Origin of the sequence: Longimicrobium sp., from assembly GCF_036387355.1 — a bacterium.
GTDB lineage: Bacteria > Gemmatimonadota > Gemmatimonadetes > Longimicrobiales > Longimicrobiaceae > Longimicrobium.
Map to the genome: position 1 here is coordinate 1 of NZ_DASVTX010000189.1, position 16228 is coordinate 16228.

Genomic DNA, 16228 nt, shown 5'->3' on the forward strand with positions numbered 1-16228 from the left:
AGGCACACTCCAGATACGCGGCTGCACGTACCGTCTACCTCGTGCTTTGTCAGTTAGATGACGAACGTTCTCTCGGCTGCTCATGCAGGCGCTCTCCGCATCGTGTATCGGGCAACTCGCAACCAACCATAAAGGCCGCCAGAATACCTCACAATCCCGCGCCAAAACACCGCCTGTTAGGACATCAATAGCCCGTTCGGAGCGGTGAGTGTGTGGCGTTTCCGACTCCCAACGCGCAACAGGCATTGGCATTGTTGGAGAAAGAGCAATTAGCTTGTCATTTCGGGGATGCTCACCCGTGGCGCCTTAGGCGCGGTCGCGTTATTGTAGATGAATTCGGGCAGCAATCAGCCGGAAAAGAACTGAGTGCGAAGCAGTCCGGCGTCGTACGCGGGCGGGGTCTCAGCCGTTTCTGAGTTCGCTTAGCGCGTGCGCCCGTCACCACCGAACACGAACACCTGAAAGGCAGGAGCGTACGATGCGGCGTTGGAACTTCGGATTGTTTGCTGCGGCATTGCTGCTTCTCACCGGGGGTTGCTCGGAATCTGCGACGGCTCCTAACCGTCACGGCCCAACTCGGAGCGGAGCAGCTACGATACGTGCAGATTCCTCGGCGACACATGCCGCCGATACCAACACAGAGAGTGCGTTGCCGGATACCCTTGGGGAAAACGGGCGTAACGGAGGCGGGTTCATTGGGTCCGGCCACTAGCTATGTGAAACCGCCGCCCGCGAGTTATCGTTGGGCGGCGGCAAGAATCCGTAACAAGCGTGATGCGAGTGCTCGCTGTCGGTCCGACGGTTCCGTCGCCGAAACCGTCGACGAAGAATCCCGATTCCGCCGTAGAAGCTCCTCCGCTTCTGCAACGGTCGAGCGCTCGCCGCGTCGGGTGGCGATATCAAGTGCGGCATCGCCCAACTCTCGCGCGGTCGTTCGGAAGCCAAGCATCTGGGCACCTTGCCCAATCGCCAGTAATGCCTCGGCCGTGTACTCCTGTTCGCGGATGTCCATCCGTTCGATCTCAGTCCAAGCATGGAGGAACGCATCCCGATCTCCTGCTCCTGCAGCGGCGCGGGTCATGTTCGCCTTCATGACGAAGCGCTCCGCCGGTGTCGAGATCATAGGGAACGCGGCGCGGAATACGTCCAACGCGAGGTAGAACATCCCCTGTGTGCTGAACAGTTGCCCGACATCGTGAGACAGAGACGGGATGGTTTCATGGGTAGGCCCATACAGGGAAAGCGCTGCCTCCGCGTGACTCAGGGCGTCCTCGAAGCGGCGGGTCTGAGCACAGGAACCCATCGCATTGTGGTGCGCGGCTGCACCCAACTCGCGGAATCGATAACGCTTCGCAGCGCGGTACGCCCTCCTGAATAGGTTCATCGCACGCGGGTGTGCCCCTGTCCTTTCCTCCAGAATGCCAGCCCCCAGGTATGCTTCGACCATTGTTTGATGGTCGCCCTTGAAGCGTGCAACCCCCACCGCGCGATCAAACCATCTACGCGCGCGGCCGTAGCGCGCCTCTTGGCGTAACGCTTTCCCGACAGCCACAGCTGGAATGGGATTCTCTGGATCGCATACTGCGGCGAGTTCAGCGAACCGCAGCGAAGTTTCGGCGTACCCGGACCGCTCCGCCCACTCCCGCAGCACCGTACACGCGCGCGACACATCCTCAGACCGCGCGGAATCCGGGCGAGCAACCAGATCGCCCATAATCCTTAGCGCCGTTCTCAGCTCGGGGGGAGTGCTTGATTCGGGTTCGTAACGAAATGGTTGGAACAACCCGGACAGTTGCGAGCGATCCGCTTCCGCCCACAACGCAAGGTCACTCGCGAACTGGAACAATTCGCCGCCGAAGACGCCCGGCACTTCCTCTAGCACCGGAAGCGCCCAAAGACCAACAGCCAAGCTCGGGACGGGGCTGGGGCGCCAACGGCGGCGAGATGGGCCGCTCGGCTCCGGCCGGGGCGAACGCAGCATTGAACGTCTTCATCCTGTCACGTGATGGCCTATCGTATCCGGCCGTAACGTAGACAGGAAGTGAACAGAGGGCAAGTTGTGGCGGCATTGGGTCCGTCAGTGCCGGTGCCTGCAACTTGTGCGAGTCAGGAACATAGCCGCCGTTCGCCTTCGCGACGGCGGCTTTCCGTTGTGCAACTCTGAAACGGCCGCTTGTGCCGGTTAGAGTTGGGTTAGCTCAACGTTTCCGATTGGTGATGCCCGCCAATTCCGTAGAACGCTTCGGCGCGAGTCGCGGTACCCTGTGTGTGGGGCAGGCGAACACCGGGAGCCAGCAATGGGAAAAAGCGCCTATGTGCTTCGCTCCGCTCGCCCTGCGCGAGCGAGAGGCGAATTGGGACTGCGCATCGTGCCGGGAAAGCACGCGCCGGTGCGGGAGCATGCGCGCGACCGGATGGAGCGTGCCCCCGTGCAGCGCGTGCGGGGAGATGGGGAGTTCCTGCAGCGCGTCCGCGGCAGGAAAGGGAGACCTCAGCGCAAAGACACCGAAGCCGAGGCTCGCGTGCCGGTGAAGTCTCCCCGTCAGTTTGGGGAGACTTTCCGCCGTTGTCGCGGCGACTTCAGTCGCTCAGCCACTCCCGCCGGTGCCGGTGACCGCCCGCGGACGCCGAAGCCTCTGCCCGCGATCAACCCTCCCCCAGTCTTTTTTGGGGGAGGGTGGGCCGGTGGTGCCGGCCCGGGTGGCGGCCGCCCTGAGATCCGCGTTCTCAGCGCCGCGCCTGCGTCATTCCACCACCAGCGCCTGCAGCTTTCGGGGCGCGATCATGCAGTACGACTGGATGAGGAGCGAGCGAAGTTCGGCGTCGTTCACCGCGTCGATGTGGACGCCGATCCACCCCTTCACCCCCACATACGGCGGAACGAAGTACGCGTCCGGCCGCGAGCGCACCAGGATTTCCTGCACGCCCAGCGGCGCGGCGCACCACAGCCCGTCCCGCCCGCGCCCGTGGTGCGTCCCCGCGCTGGCGTGCATGGCAAAGATCTTCTTGCGCACGCGAAAGGTCGGCTCGCCCCACGCCACCTGCTCGTGCGTCTCCGGCAGCGCCAGGCAGAGCCGCCGCACGCGGCCGATCCCGCCCGCCTCCGCGACGGGCGGGCGGTCATCCAGAGTGCTCATCGGTAGAGAAAACGGGTGCGGAGCGCGGGCGGGCCGCTCACGTGAGGATGGCGAACGCGAGGCCGATGGCGGAAAGCATCCACATGCTCAGCAGAAACTGGTACAGCAGAAAGAGGCCGGCCGCCTTGGGAACCGTGCGAAGCCACGACTCTGCGTGTACGCGCCGCAGCGCCATCGCCAGATACACCAGGGCGATCACGGCCAGCACCGCGCCGAACGGGCCGCCTCCCGCACGGTCCCGCGGAATCAGCCGGTCCACGATCATCAGCAGCAGGTAGAAGGCGCTCCAGTGCAGCGCGAACACCGCGTGCGCCAGGTATCCGCGGCGCGCGCCCCGGTAAAAGAGCGCGAGCACCATGCCAAAGAGCAGCACCGATCCCACCAGGAACACGGGCAGATACCCGGCGACCGCGCCCTCGAACCGCTCCTGGAACACCTCCAGAGACACGCCTTTCGCCGCGAGGTCCCGCACCACGGACGCGCTCATCCGGCCACTGGCGCCCGCCGAGTTCAGCACGCTCACCACCCCGCGCGTCTTTGGATCAAAGGTGACGAACGGATGGTAGGCGTTGACGAAGAAGAACGCCGTCGCTGCGCCCAGATACAGCTGCAGCGGCTGCGTGTAGCGCACCCGCCGCCCGGCGAGGTATTCCGCCGTCAGCTCGCCCGGGCGCACCAGGACGCGCACCACGCTGCGCAGCGCGCGCGAATCCACGTTCGTGAGCTCCGCCGCGAGCGACCGCAGCACGCCGCGCGCGGTGGACGCCGGCGGCTCCGCTTCCTGCCCGCAGGCGTGACAGAAGCGACCCTGCAGCGCGGTGCCGCAGTTCTCACATTCCGCCACGGCGGGCACCGCGAGTTCGTCGGCGGGCGTGCTCACTCGGGCGCGAACAGGCGCACCTGCATGCACGACGGGCAGCGCCAGGCGTACACGTTCAACTGGCGCCGCCCCTTGAGCTTGAGGCCGCTCCACGCGCTCTTTACGGGCGCGCCCTCCACCCACTTTCCCACCGTGGGGCCGGCGCTTCCCTGGTCCAGCAGAAAGCCGCCTTCCAGGCGCTTCTGGCAGTCGGGGCAGATCGGTGCGGCCATGCTCGTCGGCTCGGGGGAATGAGGTTCAGGCGGCGGCGGGAAGGTCGTAGTCGAATTCGTACGAATGCTTTCCGTCCGCGATCACGATCTTCATCGTCCCGGAAAGCCCTTCCAGTTCGCCCGTCCCGGAATCCGGCACCACGTGGATGGTGAGGCTCTGCGCGCCGCGGTTCATCACCCCCGTGTGCTGCAGAACGAAGCTGCCGGAGCGGCCATTCAGCGAGCCGGTCACCTGCTCGATGGCCACGTACGCCGCCGACCCCGTGACGGGCGTCATGGCCGCGAGCATCTGCCCCAGGCTGGTGGCCTGCAGGTCGCCATGGAACTGCTTGTCGAGCAGCATGCGTCCCACCGGCGAGCCCTCGTCGGCCTGCGGCGTCAGCTTGACCTCGAACGGCCCGCGTACGTGCGTCGTCATCAGAACTCGTCTCGTCAGAGAAGTGTGCGGCCTGGAAGCCAGCAGAGTGCCGCCGCCGGGCGCCGCTTGTCAACGCCTCGTCATCGACGGGTGAATGGCGCCGCGGACGGATCGTCCGCCGCGCGTGCGGACGACGCGTTGCCGCCGGACGCGGGCAAATCCGCCGGTGGCATGCATCTGGCCCCTTCCCCGCCCTTCCTTCGAACGACGGGCAAGGGAACGGATGTACGGAACACGACACCTGCTGGCGATCCTCTCCGCGGCCGCCCTCCTCGCGGCGTGCGGCGGCGACGAGCACAAGGGCTACGCGAACAGCGACGACGATCCGGCGCCGCGCCCGGCCGCGGCCGCTCCGGCTCCCGCTCCCGCGCCGCCTCCGCCCCCCGTGCTGACCGCGGCCGACTCCGCCGCCGCGGTGGCGTCCGTGGCGGCGCAGGCGGATTCCGTGCGTGCCGCCATGCAGAAGGTGCGCGTGCTGGGCGCCAGCGAGATCGGGCGTCTGCGGCAGGACGTAAACAAGAAGCAGATCGCCACCGCGCGCCAGCTGGGGCAGCGCGCCTCGGGCGAAGCGCAGATCCAGCAGCTGGTGCGCGCCGGGCGGCTGGTGGCGCTGGGCGACAGCACGGAGTGGTGGGTGCTGCGCAAGATGGACCATTCCAGCCCGTACGTGACCCCCGACGCACGCGCCAACCTGGTGGAGATCGGCCGCCGGTTCCATGCCCGGCTGGACAGCGCCGGCCTGCCGCACTACCGCATGAAGGTCACCTCCGCCATCCGCACCGACGCGAGCCAGGCGGAGCTCCGCCGCATCAACTCGTATGCTTCGCGCATCGTGAGTGCGCACGAGTTCGGCACCACCATCGACGTCTCGCACGAGCGGTTCGCAGTCCCCGCGCCCCGGCCCGGGGACGCGGCGGCGGTCGCGCGCGCCAGAATGCTGGAAGAGGTGGGCAAGGAGAACGGAAAGCCGCTGCAGGCGCTGCTGGGACGCACGCTCCTGGACCTGCGCGACGCGGGCGCGCTGCACGTGATGATCGAGGACCAGCAGCCCGTCTACCACTTTACCGTGGCCCGCCGCTACCCCGCCCAGCGCTGATGCCGGGCCGTCTTCCGCGTGACGATGATCAGCCGGGCTGCATGATCTCCACGCGGTTGCCGAACGGATCTGCGACGTAGAAGCGGCGCACGCCGAGATAGCGGTCGTCCCAGAAGATCTCGAAGCCGGCCGATTCGCAGACCATGCCGAGCGCGTCCAGGTTGTCGGCGCGCAGCGCGGGATGCGCCTTGCGCGCCGGCGGAAAGTCCGGTTCCACGCCCAGGTGCAGCTCCGCCCTGCCGGACCGGAACCACGCGCCGCCGTTCGCACGCATGGGCGCGGGCTTCTCGACCACCTCCATCGCCGGCAGGTCGCGGTAGAGGGCCGTCGCGCGCGCCTCCTCCCCCGCGGGGATGGACACCTGCACGGGGTCCAGCGCCAGCACGCCCATCAGCGGCCGGGGACCGGGGCGCGCACCCACCGCTCGGGCGACGCCAGGAATCCCACGGCCGCACCCACCAGCGCGCCGGGAATCGCCGCCAAGGCAAAAAGCACGGTGCCCTCTTCCACTCGCTGCCTGGGACTGTTGGCGGACGGCTCGTGCGAAAGCGCGCCCAGGTACGCCACGCTCCCGGCCAGCAGCGCCCCGAGAACCGCACCCTGGCCGGTGCGGCTGCGGTGCCCGCGGCTGACGTGAAGGGAGTCGATGGAGGCCAGGCTGATAGAAACCGGAATCCCGCGTCTGGGCGCCACGAAGAGGCGTTCATCGTTGATGGCCTCCACCCGGCCGGTGACGCGAAGGGAATCCATCGCCATCACGCGCACACGGCTGCCAGGCTGCACCGTGACGTCGGTTGAAGTCTGCTGTGCGGCTGCGTCGCCCGCGAACAGCAGCAGCGCGGCGGCAACCAGGCCGCGCATCGCGACGAGTATTGTGCGAGTCATACGTGGATGTGATCAGCTGAGGATAGACGCTCCGGTGGTAGTTGATGTACCCGGCCGGTCAGCCGCGCGGCCCTCGGCTGAGGCTGAACCAGAGGCCCGCGATAATCAAGGTGACCAGACCGGTCGCGCTGAAGCTGCGTCGTACTGTTGCGTTGTAGATGGCGAGCGCCAGCCACAACCCTGCCGCCAGCAGGAGGATGATGGCCATCAGTAGGCGGAACTGCTGGTTCTTGTCGCGCGGAGCGTCGTTCATCTCAGGCATTGGTTGGACGAATCCGTCCGTGATCGGAAGGATGACGGGCCGAAAGCTCGGGCGCACGCCGGTGTTGCGCAAGCAGGACGGGCCGTGCTCGGGCGAGGATCATTCGTCCGGGGCCGCGCTCCGCGTTGGAGGGCCGCCGGCGGGGTCCGCGGCGGCGCCGGGCGTGCTCTGGCGCGCGGGAGCGAGCACCCGCGCGGGAAGGCGGCCCTGGATTCCGACCTGCGCGTCACCGCTCCGGCCCCAGCAGTACAGCCCCGCGTCACCCGCCGCCAGCCCGCAGGTGAACGACCCGCCCGCCGAAATGTCGCGAAAGCGTGCGGGCGCGGGCACGGCCGCCGGGGTGGAGCGGCAGGGAAAGGAGACGTCGGTGCCGCGGCACACCTCCATGCCGCCGGTCGCGCCGAGCTGGCCATCCAGGTTGGAACCCCAGCAGTACACGACGCCGCGGGGCGTGCGTCCGCACGCATGGCCATCGCCCAGCACGATCTCATCAAACCGCGGAACCCCGCGTACCCGTTCCGGTACGCGCGAGCAGCCGCCGGGCCGGGCCGAATCCGGGCACGGCGTATCCACGGTGCGGCCCAGGCGCCCGGCGGTTCCGCCGCCCCAGCAGTACGCCTCCCCCGCCAGCGACAGCCCGCAGGTGAACCGGGCGCCCGCCTCCACCTGCCGGAACCGGACGGCCGTTTCCACCCGAACGGGGACGGTGCTGCACGGAACCCTGGCCTCGTCCACCGGACTCCAGGCGCACGTCTCCGGCGCGGCAGCGCCCAGCTGATGCTCCTCGCCATTGCCCCAGCAGTACGCCTCGCCGTCGCGCCCGAGCGCGCAGGCGTGGTCCCACCCCGCGCGGATGCGGGTGAACAACATCTGCGTGCGGACCGGAGACGGACGGTGCCTCAGCGTGTCGGACGAGCCCAGACCCAGCGTCCCCATCCGGTTCTCGCCCCAGCAGTACGGCTGCCCCACCGGCGACAGCGCACAGGCGAACCCCGATCCCACGGTCAGTGTGCCGGGCGCAAACGGAACCTGTCCGGCCACGCGCCGCGGAACCGAGACGGTGTGGAACGTGTCCTCGGTCATCAGGGCGCCGCCCCAGTTCGGCCCCCAGCACCAGACGTCTCCGCCCAGATCCTGCGCGCAGGAGCGCTCGTCACGCAGCGTAATCACGTCGAACCGCTGTGAACCGGCGACGGCGACCGGCACTCCGGACGGGGGAGAGAGCCACGGGGTGCCATCCCCACGTCCCCCGTGCTGCCCGCTCCCCCAGCAGAATGCCCGCCCCTCCGCGTTGAGCCCGCAGCCGTGCCCATTCGTGAGTCCCTCGGCCAGCCGCGCCATGGGCGGAGCGTTCGCGATGCGGACCGGAACGGGAACCGCCTCGCGATCGTGCCCCAGGCCCAGAGAGCCCATGGCGTTCGATCCCCAGCAGAGCGCGGCCCCCGACGTGGCGATCCCGCAGCCGTGTGCGCTTCCCGGCGCAACCTCGCGCCAGCGGAGGGAGCGATGGATCCACTCGGGACGGACCGTGCACCGGAAGGTTTCTTCCACCGCGCAGGGAACGCTGCTGCGGTCCTCCAGGGCGGCGTCCACCAGATTGCCGCCCCAGCAGAAGAGCCGTCCATTCCGCGCCACGCCACACGTCTGCGACGCGCCTGCCGCGATCCGGGCCAGCGCCGGGAGCCGCTCCACGCGTGCGGGGTGGCCGCGACCCGCCGTCGATCCGTCCCCCAGCTGGCCTGCCGCGTTGCCGCCCCAGCAATACACCTGGCCCGAGGCCAGCAGCGCGCAGCCATGATGGGCGCCCGCGGCCAGCGTGGCCGCCCGGCCGGGGAGCGGAACACGCTGCGGCGCGGGATGGGCGTCGCGGTCCGGTTGGCCGCGCCCCAGCTGGCCGGACTCGTTCGCGCCCCAGCAGAAGACTTGCTCGTCCAGCGTCAGCCCGCACGCGAACGCGTTGCCGGCGACGACCCGCGCGAAGCGGTGTCCTCCCGTCACCTCTACCGGAAGCCGCGTCTGGCGCGGAGGAACGCTCGAGCCGCGGCCCGGGGCGAGCACGGTGCCGGCCTGCACCCGGTCCGCCCTGCCCCAGCAGTGCGCCGCGCCGGCTTCATCCACGCCGCACGTAAAGGCGTCGCCGGCAGCGAGGGAGGTCCACTTCTGCGCGGATTCCACCTGCACGGGCCGGGTGCGGCAGGGCGGACCATGGTAGCCGCGCTCCGGACACCCGTTGCCCGCGGTGCTCCCCAGGGCTTCATCGTCTTCGCCCCAGCACCAGGCGTTCCCCTCCACGGTGATTGCGCAGGTGTGCATCCCGCCCATGGCGATGGACTGAAAGCGCAGTCCGCCCGCGATGGGCGTGGGCTGCGTGAGGCAGTACTGGGGTGGATAGTAGGTGCCGCACGTCTGGCTCGGCCCGCCATGCCCCGCCTCGCCGAAGTAGTTGCGCCCCCAGCAGTACCCACCACCCTCCGCATCCACCGCGCACGACGTATGTCCCTCCGCCACGATGGACACCAGTGCGGGCGGCGCGGCGGCGGGCGAGGGACGCCCCGGCTCGGCGCGCGCGCATCCGCACACGAGCGCGAGCAGCACGCCCAGAACGGTTCTCAGCCGGTGAGCGGATTCAGGCACGTGGGATGGAGGGAGCACAGGGATTCCCGGTCACAGGGCGGGGGTTACGCGCATGATGGACCGGAAGGCTCGAGCGCCTGCGTGAAGAAAGGCCCGAAATGCGTCGGCGCAATCTGTCCGCATGCTCCCCGGAACGCAAACGGGTTCCTGCAAAGCCTCTCGTCAGATGAGTGAGTCGACGGTGCGGACGGATCCGCGGGGCTCGTCCATCGTGCCCGTCGTCCGGAGAACGCGCGGGCGGTCCGGGCCGGACGGCGTGGGTCGCGAGTGGACCAGGAGTGGCCCCGCTCCGCGTGCGTCACGGGGTTGCTTCTGGCCGCGCGTGCGCACCGCGGCTATCCTTCCGCGCCTCGCCCGCCATCCCCGAATCGAGCCCAGGACCCATGCGCGTCACCCGCCGTACCCGCTTTGCCGTCGCCGCCCTGCTCGCCTGCGGCGCGTGCGCGCACGTGCGCGAGAACCCGGGCGGCACGATCCGCATCGGCGCGCTGTACAACCGCGCGGGTTCGCAGGCCTCGCTGGGCATCCCCTCGCTGCAGGGCGCCCAGCTCGCGGTGGAAGAGATCAACGCGCGCGGCGGGGTGCTCGGCCGGCGGCTGGAACTGATTGCCCCGGAGGGCGCCAGCGACACGGCGGCGCTGCGGGTGGCGGCCGAACGGCTGGTGCGCGTGGACGGGGTCACCGCCGTGTTCGGCCTGAACGACACGGACCTGGTACTGGCGGCGGCGCCCCCGGTGCTGGCGGCCGGCCGCGCCTTTGTCACCTCCGGCGCGACTTCGCCGCGGCTTCCGGGACAGGTGCCCGGGCCGCTGTACCTGGCCTGCTTTGGCGACAACACGCAGGCGGCCGCCGGCGCCGAGTTCGCCTTCGACACCCTGCGCGCCCGCAAGGCCGCCCTGCTGTACGACGCGGGGATGGACTACACGGTGCTGCTGGGCCGCTACTTCGGCGCGCGCTTCACGGAACTCGGCGGACGGGTGACGGTGAGCCTGTCCTACGCGTCCGGCGCGGCCGACCTTGCGGCCGTCATCGCGCGGCTGAACGCGCAGCAGGACGCGCCCGACCTGCTGTACGTGGCCGCGGGCCCGGACGAGGTGGGCGGCATCGTGGCCCAGCTTCGCGCGGCGGGCTTCGCGCAGCCGGTGATGGGCGGCGACGCGTACGACACGCCGCTGCTGGTGCAGCAGGCCGGGCCGTCGGCGGACGGCGTGTACTTCACCACGCACGCCCTGTTCGACGCGGAAACGCCCACCCCGCGCGCCGCCGCGTTCGTGGCCGCGTACCGGGCCCGTTACGGGCGCGCGCCGGAAAGTGCGTTCGCCGGCCTGGGATACGATGCGGCGCGGCTGATGGCGGACGTGATCACCCGCGCCGGCAGCGACGACCCGGCCGCGTTCGACCGCGCGCTGCAGCAGACGCGCGGATTCGCGGGGGTGACCGGCACCATCTCGTACGACGCCGGCTCGCACCTGCCGCGCAAGTCCGTAACGGTGGTGCGCATCGCGGGCGGCAGGCGCACGCAGGCGGCCGAGATCACGCCGCGCGCCGTTCCCGCCCCGTAGCCGCGCATCCCGCCCGCCTCGCCCGGACGCTCATCCGGGCGATGGCGCCTGATTTCGGCCCGATCGGCTGTTCATCCCCCTCCGCCGCACTCCGCAACCAGAAGCGATGTCCGATCCCCAGACTCCGGCGTGGATGAGCGCACTGCTGCCCCATGCCGAACGCAGCGACTTCCGCGTTCCGCTCAAGGTGCCCATCCACATGCCCAGCGGCCGGATGATCCGGGACGTGGCGGGCGTGTTTCTGCGGCTGCCGCGCTGGGAGGGCGCTCCGTTCGCGGACGACTTCGGCAAGAAGGCGGCAGGGATGGTGGAGCTGGAGGGCGAGCACCTGTTTGCCGAACTCGCGGTGCTGCGTCTGCTGGAGCGCGACGGATGGAGAGGCCGGTGGGTGAACACGTACAGCGCCAAGGGCGAGGTGTGGAAGTACCTCACCCACTGGGCGGACGTGCCCCGCGCGGAGCAGCGGAACCGCGTGATTGAAGAAGAGGATCCGCGGGTGGTGCTGGCCGGCGTGGCCCGCCGCGCCAAGAAGCGGTACGCCGGGTGCTGGGACGTGTTCGCCTGGCGCGGCGACGACTTCGCCTTTCTGCAGACCAAGCGCGGCGCGCCGACGGCCAAAGCGGAGCTCGGCCCGGCCCAGGCCGACTGGCTGCACACGGCCCTGCTCTTTGGTGACAGACGGCTGTCGGAAGCGTCCTTCGCCGTCGTCCACTGGGATTATCAGTGACGCGCGGCCGCCGGGACGGAACGGTGATGATGACGTTCGGCCCCGTCGGGACCGGAGCGAGCCGTGATTCGAAAGCCCCCACCGGACCCGCTCATCCCCGACTGAAACCGATGCGTCTCTCTTCCCGCTGGCGCCGCGCGCTCGTCGCGGCCGCCGTTGCCTGCCTCGCCGTCGCGCCGGCGCGGGCGCAGAACGCTCCCGCGTGGCCGGACGCGCTGCTCACCCGCACGCAGGCGCTCGCGCTGGTGCAGGAGCTGAATGCCGAAATCCTGGCCAGCCGCAGCGCGACGGCCTCGCTGGAGGCGTGGTGCGGCGCGCACGGACTGGCCCCGGAAGCGCGCGTGGTGGCGGAGGTCGTCCCCGTGCCGCCCGTCGCGGCATCCGCGGAGCAGCGCGCGCGGCTCGGGGTGGATTCAGCGGAGGAGGTGCGACATCGGCACGTGCGGCTGCGGTGCGGCGCCCGCGTGCTTTCCGAAGCGGACAACTGGTACGTCCCGGGCCGGCTGACCCCGGAGATGAACCGGCTGCTGCAGACGACGGATACTCCGTTCGGCCGGGTGATCGCGGGGCTGGAACCGTACCGCCGCACCTTTCTGGCGCGCCTTCTGTGGCAGCCGCTCGCGCCGGGGTGGGCCCACGCGCCGCCGTCCGCCGCGCCCTGCGCCAGCGCGGGTATTCTCCTCATCCCCGACGCGCTGTTCGAGCACCGCGCCCTGGTGTACGGCCGCGACCACCGCCCCCTCGCCGAAGTGTACGAGGTGTACCAGCGCGGCCTCCTCGCTTTCCCCGCCCCGCCGCCCTGCTGACCGGAGTTTCGCAGGAACAAACGAATCGGTTTTCCCCGCATCCGCTGCGGAGGAGCGGGAATGTGCTCGTCAGCGGGTGAGCATGTACACGCCCATCAGCGCCACCCCGGCAGCCGCGAACACAAGGCGGCGACGCAAGTGGCGCTTCGGATCCGTGCGCGTCATGAGCCCGCTTATCACCACGGCGCCGCCCAGGAGCCCGTTGGAGCGCGCCTCGCCCATGATCGCACTCGCCAGGATCCCGAGACCAATCAGGATCAGGAGCACGCCGAGGCCGCGGCTGAAGCGGTTCGGAGATTCGGGTCGACCATCCGGTCCTGTGGGAGTTGTCATTGTGCCGGCACCCGGAAGGAGGCAAGAAGTTTTTTTCGGGACCACTGCCCTGCGCCGAACCCGGCGGCGATACTAGGCGCCCGGCCGTCCCATTCCGATCCTCTTTTCCACAGCGGCTGAGTTCGCCGCGGGCCCGTCGAGCGGGGACGGACAATCGCCGGTGCGTTCAGGTCCGGTCTCTTGCGAACAGCTCCTCGAGCAACCGGCGACCCTCCTGAAGCCCTTCGTCGGTGAACGACACCGACTTTGCCTTGCCGACCGGGTCCGAGATGAGATGAAGCCCTTCTCATGAAGGCGGCTCAGCGCATCCCAGTCGAACCCTTTCCAGGCGCGCCCGTGGTCGTGCAGACCCAGGGTGAGCAGCGCCAGCACCGCACGATCGATCTTCTCCGGGTCGAGATCCATGCGCACCTCGCGGTTTGAGGCTGACGGCCACCATGTCTCTGAATTCTTCCGCCCGCCGAACCATCATGAGGAGCCACTCTGACGGATGCGGCGCACATCAGTTCCTCCGCTCGGCCGCGGGAGATCCGTTCTGGAACAATGCCCACCCGCACGTCACCCGCAGCGCCGGGGTTCAGGCCGTGGTGTACGTCCACCCGCCGTGGACCTTCTCAGCCGGTCCAGAACACGCAGTTCGGCACGCTGAACAACGCGCAGGTGAGCGGTCCTTGAGCACGAGGATGTGGTCAGCTCCTCCGCCGCGTTCCGATCGGCGTAGATCAGGTAGCGGCGCCCCGGCCGCAGGTCGGCCCCACACATGCCGGGCTGTCCGAACGTTGTTACCATCACCGTGTCGCGGGGCACAGCTCCCTTCCACCCCCTCTCCACTACGACATCTACATACACGTTCAACTGTTCTGCACCGGCCTGTGCTTCCGCGAGCGTGACGTTTCGCGCACCGACCACTCTGCCCGTGAACACGGCTCCTGCTGCGTCGTACGCCTGCGCCACCGCCTCCCTCATCGGCTGATGGGGATTCAGGACGCAAGTGCACACCGCACACGAGTGCACCGGCGCGGCAGCACTGACCAGCCCCGCAAAGGAAAGCGGGAAGATGTATCGGAGATTACGAATCACGGGACCCCGTCATGTAGACGCCAACGGTTGGGCGATGGCTGCACGCGCTTAGGATGATCTGCGCGCCCGCGGCACCGGTGCAGCCGGCACCCCCGGCGCGCGTTGCATCGGGTTCGGCGGCGGCGCGCCTGCACGGCGGTTCAGCGGAGCAGCGGCTCGTACGCCTGCCCGAGTCGAGCGTCCCAGCTCACGCGCGAGCTGCCGCGGATGCACGCGAAACGATGCGGGGGTGGGCTCCTCGAACCGCGGATCGGCGGGGCCGGCGAGCACTGCGCGCGACGTCGTACCCGTCAGTGTTGCTGCGGGCTCGGCCGGCCGCAAAGGAGGCGTTCGGCACCATCATCGGGCATCCTCTACCCATTCTGTCTCAAGCTCCTCGACACGCAGTTCCCCGCTGGGAAAGAAGTGGTACCCGCAGTGTTCCGTAAAAACCGCCACCTCTCGAAGGTGTTCATCCTGGAGATGAAACGCGTAGCGGAACAGGGCGAAGGAGCCGTCCGGGAAGTCCAGCCGAAGGCTCCGATCGCCTTGGAAGTCGTGTGCCCGGAATTGGTCGCGATCCTCACCGGTGGTTGCAAGAATGTGCTCTCGCAGCCGGGTGCGCCATCGATCGGGAACGGCGTGTGTCGTCATCTGCAATGGGATGGTGGGAGCGGAATGGGTCTGCGACCAGCCTCAATCCCCGCGAGAGCGGACCGGTCCCGCGCCGAGCGCGCTGACGGTTCTCAGAGGCCCCGCTGCGCACCGGCCGCGCTCACTGGCGCACGTACCGGATGTGGGTGGCGGCAGGGCCGTCGAGAACCCTGTCGATGCGGAACCGCGGCCCGGGCTCGCGCAGGTTCTCGAAGAGGCGCCGCCCGCCGCCGAACAGCACGGGCGCCAGCGCGATCTCCATTTCGTCGACCGCGCCCAGGTTCAGGTACTGCTGGATGACGTCCGCGCCGCCCGCGATGCGAATGTCGCGGCCGCCCGCGGCTTCCCGTGCCAGCTCCAGGGCGCGCTCCGGCCCGTCGTTGATGAAGTGGAACGTCGTTCCGCCGGGGCGCACCCACGGTTCGCGCTTTTCCTGCGTAAGCACGTAGACCGGGGTGTGGAACGGAGCCTCCTCCGGCCACGAAACCTCGCCCTGATCAAACATCCGCTTGCCCATGATGTTGGCCCCGATGCGCTCCATGGTGTTGCGGACCAGGTCGTTCACCGGGCCGGTCTCCCCCCCGGGCCCAAAGCCGAGCTTTTCACGAAAGTGCTGCTGACTGATGATCCAGCCCATGAGCGCGCCCCACTTGGCGCCCCAGTTCATGTGCCCGGGATCGCTCATGGTCATCCCTTCCGGCGCCATGTAGCCATCCAGGCTCAGCCCGATGTTGACGAAAACGGTGCTCACGATCCTCCTCTGGCGTGTTCGGATGCCGGCTCGGCGGCACCAGGGTGTGGGGCGCGGAGGCCAGCGCGCGGGACTGTGGCGGTGCGGTTCTGCGGGTGCCGGGATTTCGATGATCCAGCCGCGTCAGGCGTGGGACCGCGTGAATCGAGCCCGGCAGATCGCCATGAACAGCCGACAGTCCGCTGGGCGACCCTCCATCGGGCAGGCTCCGGCTACAGCACGCAATCCGCGATCAGCCCGTCGAGACGGCGAGCATCAAGCCCCTTGCTGAGATTCACCTTGATGTATATCCGCGGCGACATACGCTCTGGCTCCACGATTCCGATACGCGAGGCCAGAAGAACGACGTCGACTGTGATCAGGCAACGTAGCCGGAGGGGGAATTCCGAGCTGCGCGTTACGAAACACAGTCCTTGCCCAGACGAGCGCCACAGTTGTCGCAGCGGAGGATCGAGATGCCCATCCCGCACCGCTCACACTTCAACGAACCCCATTGCCAACTGATCCTGCCATCACAGTTCGACTGGACGTTGTGGCGCACCGGATACTCGGCCGTGCCGCATTTCGGGCATTGCAAGGTCGCTGGATTGCTCATTGAGTCCTCCGTTATGGATGTACATCAAGTCCCGACATTCATCGTAGAACAATCTGCAATGGCGAGCAATCCATCTGCAGAGATAGATGGACCGGGCGTGGAGCAGGCGGGCCGATCTGTCGTGCGCCGTCGTCCAGCACGCCACGGATCGGCTCGCGTGGGCCGGGTTCGGTGGGCAGCGTACGCCGGCCGTCGGCCCACCCGGAAACAGCGCCTG

General features: G+C 68.9%; 16 protein-coding genes and 1 pseudogene. 4 read left to right on the plus strand and 13 right to left on the minus strand.

The window, feature by feature from the left end; translation table 11 throughout:
* Positions 1-736: 736 nt before the first annotated feature.
* From VF665_RS08400 to VF665_RS08420, 5 genes are all read right to left on the minus strand, one after another.
* Positions 737-1870, minus strand: a complete 1134-nt coding sequence (locus tag VF665_RS08400; RefSeq protein WP_331052965.1) for a tetratricopeptide repeat protein — start codon at positions 1868-1870, stop codon at positions 737-739.
* 874 nt (positions 1871-2744) lie between these two features.
* On the minus strand, positions 2745-3137 hold the full coding sequence (locus tag VF665_RS08405) for an MmcQ/YjbR family DNA-binding protein (RefSeq protein ID WP_331052966.1): 393 nt from the start codon (positions 3135-3137) through the stop codon (positions 2745-2747).
* A gap of 37 nt (positions 3138-3174) precedes the next feature.
* Positions 3175-4017: a DUF3667 domain-containing protein gene (locus VF665_RS08410; RefSeq protein ID WP_331052967.1), complete on the minus strand. Its 843-nt coding sequence runs from the start codon at positions 4015-4017 to the stop codon at positions 3175-3177.
* Positions 4014-4229: a hypothetical protein gene (locus VF665_RS08415; RefSeq protein ID WP_331052968.1), complete on the minus strand. Its 216-nt coding sequence runs from the start codon at positions 4227-4229 to the stop codon at positions 4014-4016. The genes VF665_RS08410 and VF665_RS08415 overlap by 4 nt, the downstream gene beginning before the upstream one ends.
* A 25-nt stretch (positions 4230-4254) precedes the next feature.
* Positions 4255-4647 carry a DUF3224 domain-containing protein gene (locus tag VF665_RS08420; protein ID WP_331052969.1) on the minus strand — a complete coding sequence of 131 codons (393 nt, stop codon included), beginning with the start codon at positions 4645-4647 and terminating at the stop codon, positions 4255-4257.
* Positions 4648-4870: 223 nt separating this feature from the next.
* Between VF665_RS08420 and VF665_RS08425 the strand changes: the two genes are divergently transcribed.
* Complete coding sequence (locus VF665_RS08425; protein WP_331052970.1) at positions 4871-5743, plus strand: DUF5715 family protein; 873 nt, start codon at positions 4871-4873, stop codon at positions 5741-5743.
* A gap of 28 nt (positions 5744-5771) precedes the next feature.
* Here VF665_RS08425 and VF665_RS08430 read toward each other — a convergent pair whose 3' ends face one another.
* The 4 genes from VF665_RS08430 to VF665_RS08445 form a co-directional block, all read right to left on the minus strand.
* Positions 5772-6134 (minus strand): hypothetical protein, encoded by a 363-nt coding sequence (locus tag VF665_RS08430; RefSeq protein WP_331052971.1) that lies wholly within the window; start codon positions 6132-6134, stop codon positions 5772-5774.
* Positions 6134-6604 (minus strand): hypothetical protein, encoded by a 471-nt coding sequence (locus VF665_RS08435; protein WP_331052972.1) that lies wholly within the window; start codon positions 6602-6604, stop codon positions 6134-6136. Before VF665_RS08435 ends, VF665_RS08430 begins: the two co-directional genes overlap by 1 nt.
* Positions 6605-6686: 82 nt before the next feature.
* Positions 6687-6890, minus strand: a complete 204-nt coding sequence (locus tag VF665_RS08440; protein ID WP_331052973.1) for a hypothetical protein — start codon at positions 6888-6890, stop codon at positions 6687-6689.
* Between the two features lie 99 nt (positions 6891-6989).
* Entirely contained in the window at positions 6990-9485 is a 2496-nt protein-coding gene (locus VF665_RS08445) for a hypothetical protein (protein ID WP_331052974.1), read from the minus strand.
* A gap of 422 nt (positions 9486-9907) precedes the next feature.
* Here VF665_RS08445 and VF665_RS08450 point away from each other — a divergent pair, with 422 nt between their 5' ends.
* The 3 genes from VF665_RS08450 (at position 9908) to VF665_RS08460 (ending at position 12619) form a co-directional block, all read left to right on the plus strand.
* Positions 9908-11086, plus strand: coding sequence for an ABC transporter substrate-binding protein (locus VF665_RS08450; RefSeq protein WP_331052975.1), 1179 nt, complete (start codon positions 9908-9910; stop codon positions 11084-11086).
* A 106-nt stretch (positions 11087-11192) separates the two neighbouring features.
* Positions 11193-11813: a hypothetical protein gene (locus VF665_RS08455; RefSeq protein ID WP_331052976.1), complete on the plus strand. Its 621-nt coding sequence runs from the start codon at positions 11193-11195 to the stop codon at positions 11811-11813.
* A 110-nt stretch (positions 11814-11923) separates the two neighbouring features.
* Positions 11924-12619 carry a hypothetical protein gene (locus VF665_RS08460; RefSeq protein ID WP_331052977.1) on the plus strand — a complete coding sequence of 232 codons (696 nt, stop codon included), beginning with the start codon at positions 11924-11926 and terminating at the stop codon, positions 12617-12619.
* Between the two features lie 69 nt (positions 12620-12688).
* Here VF665_RS08460 and VF665_RS08465 read toward each other — a convergent pair whose 3' ends face one another.
* The 4 genes and pseudogenes from VF665_RS08465 to VF665_RS08475 form a co-directional block, all read right to left on the minus strand.
* On the minus strand, positions 12689-12886 hold the full coding sequence (locus VF665_RS08465) for a hypothetical protein (RefSeq protein ID WP_331052978.1): 198 nt from the start codon (positions 12884-12886) through the stop codon (positions 12689-12691).
* Between the two features lie 232 nt (positions 12887-13118).
* Positions 13119-13357: pseudogene (locus tag VF665_RS25885) on the minus strand (DUF6429 family protein).
* Between the two features lie 1014 nt (positions 13358-14371).
* Positions 14372-14665 (minus strand): hypothetical protein, encoded by a 294-nt coding sequence (locus tag VF665_RS08470; protein ID WP_331052979.1) that lies wholly within the window; start codon positions 14663-14665, stop codon positions 14372-14374.
* A gap of 121 nt (positions 14666-14786) precedes the next feature.
* Positions 14787-15416: a dihydrofolate reductase family protein gene (locus tag VF665_RS08475; RefSeq protein WP_331052980.1), complete on the minus strand. Its 630-nt coding sequence runs from the start codon at positions 15414-15416 to the stop codon at positions 14787-14789.
* Between the last annotated feature and the right edge of the window lie 812 nt (positions 15417-16228).

Coding starts and splice junctions, on each gene's coding strand:
- VF665_RS08420 (WP_331052969.1), bottom strand. CDS start 4,647: ATGACGACGCACGTACGCGGGCCGTTCGAGGTCAAGCTGACGCCGCAG.
- VF665_RS08405 (WP_331052966.1), bottom strand. CDS start 3,137: ATGAGCACTCTGGATGACCGCCCGCCCGTCGCGGAGGCGGGCGGGATC.
- VF665_RS08460 (WP_331052977.1), top strand. CDS start 11,924: ATGCGTCTCTCTTCCCGCTGGCGCCGCGCGCTCGTCGCGGCCGCCGTT.
- VF665_RS08450 (WP_331052975.1), top strand. CDS start 9,908: ATGCGCGTCACCCGCCGTACCCGCTTTGCCGTCGCCGCCCTGCTCGCC.
- VF665_RS08435 (WP_331052972.1), bottom strand. CDS start 6,604: ATGCGCGGCCTGGTTGCCGCCGCGCTGCTGCTGTTCGCGGGCGACGCA.
- VF665_RS08430 (WP_331052971.1), bottom strand. CDS start 6,134: ATGGGCGTGCTGGCGCTGGACCCCGTGCAGGTGTCCATCCCCGCGGGG.
- VF665_RS08415 (WP_331052968.1), bottom strand. CDS start 4,229: ATGGCCGCACCGATCTGCCCCGACTGCCAGAAGCGCCTGGAAGGCGGC.
- VF665_RS08455 (WP_331052976.1), top strand. CDS start 11,193: ATGTCCGATCCCCAGACTCCGGCGTGGATGAGCGCACTGCTGCCCCAT.
- VF665_RS08440 (WP_331052973.1), bottom strand. CDS start 6,890: ATGCCTGAGATGAACGACGCTCCGCGCGACAAGAACCAGCAGTTCCGC.
- VF665_RS08470 (WP_331052979.1), bottom strand. CDS start 14,665: ATGACGACACACGCCGTTCCCGATCGATGGCGCACCCGGCTGCGAGAG.
- VF665_RS08425 (WP_331052970.1), top strand. CDS start 4,871: ATGTACGGAACACGACACCTGCTGGCGATCCTCTCCGCGGCCGCCCTC.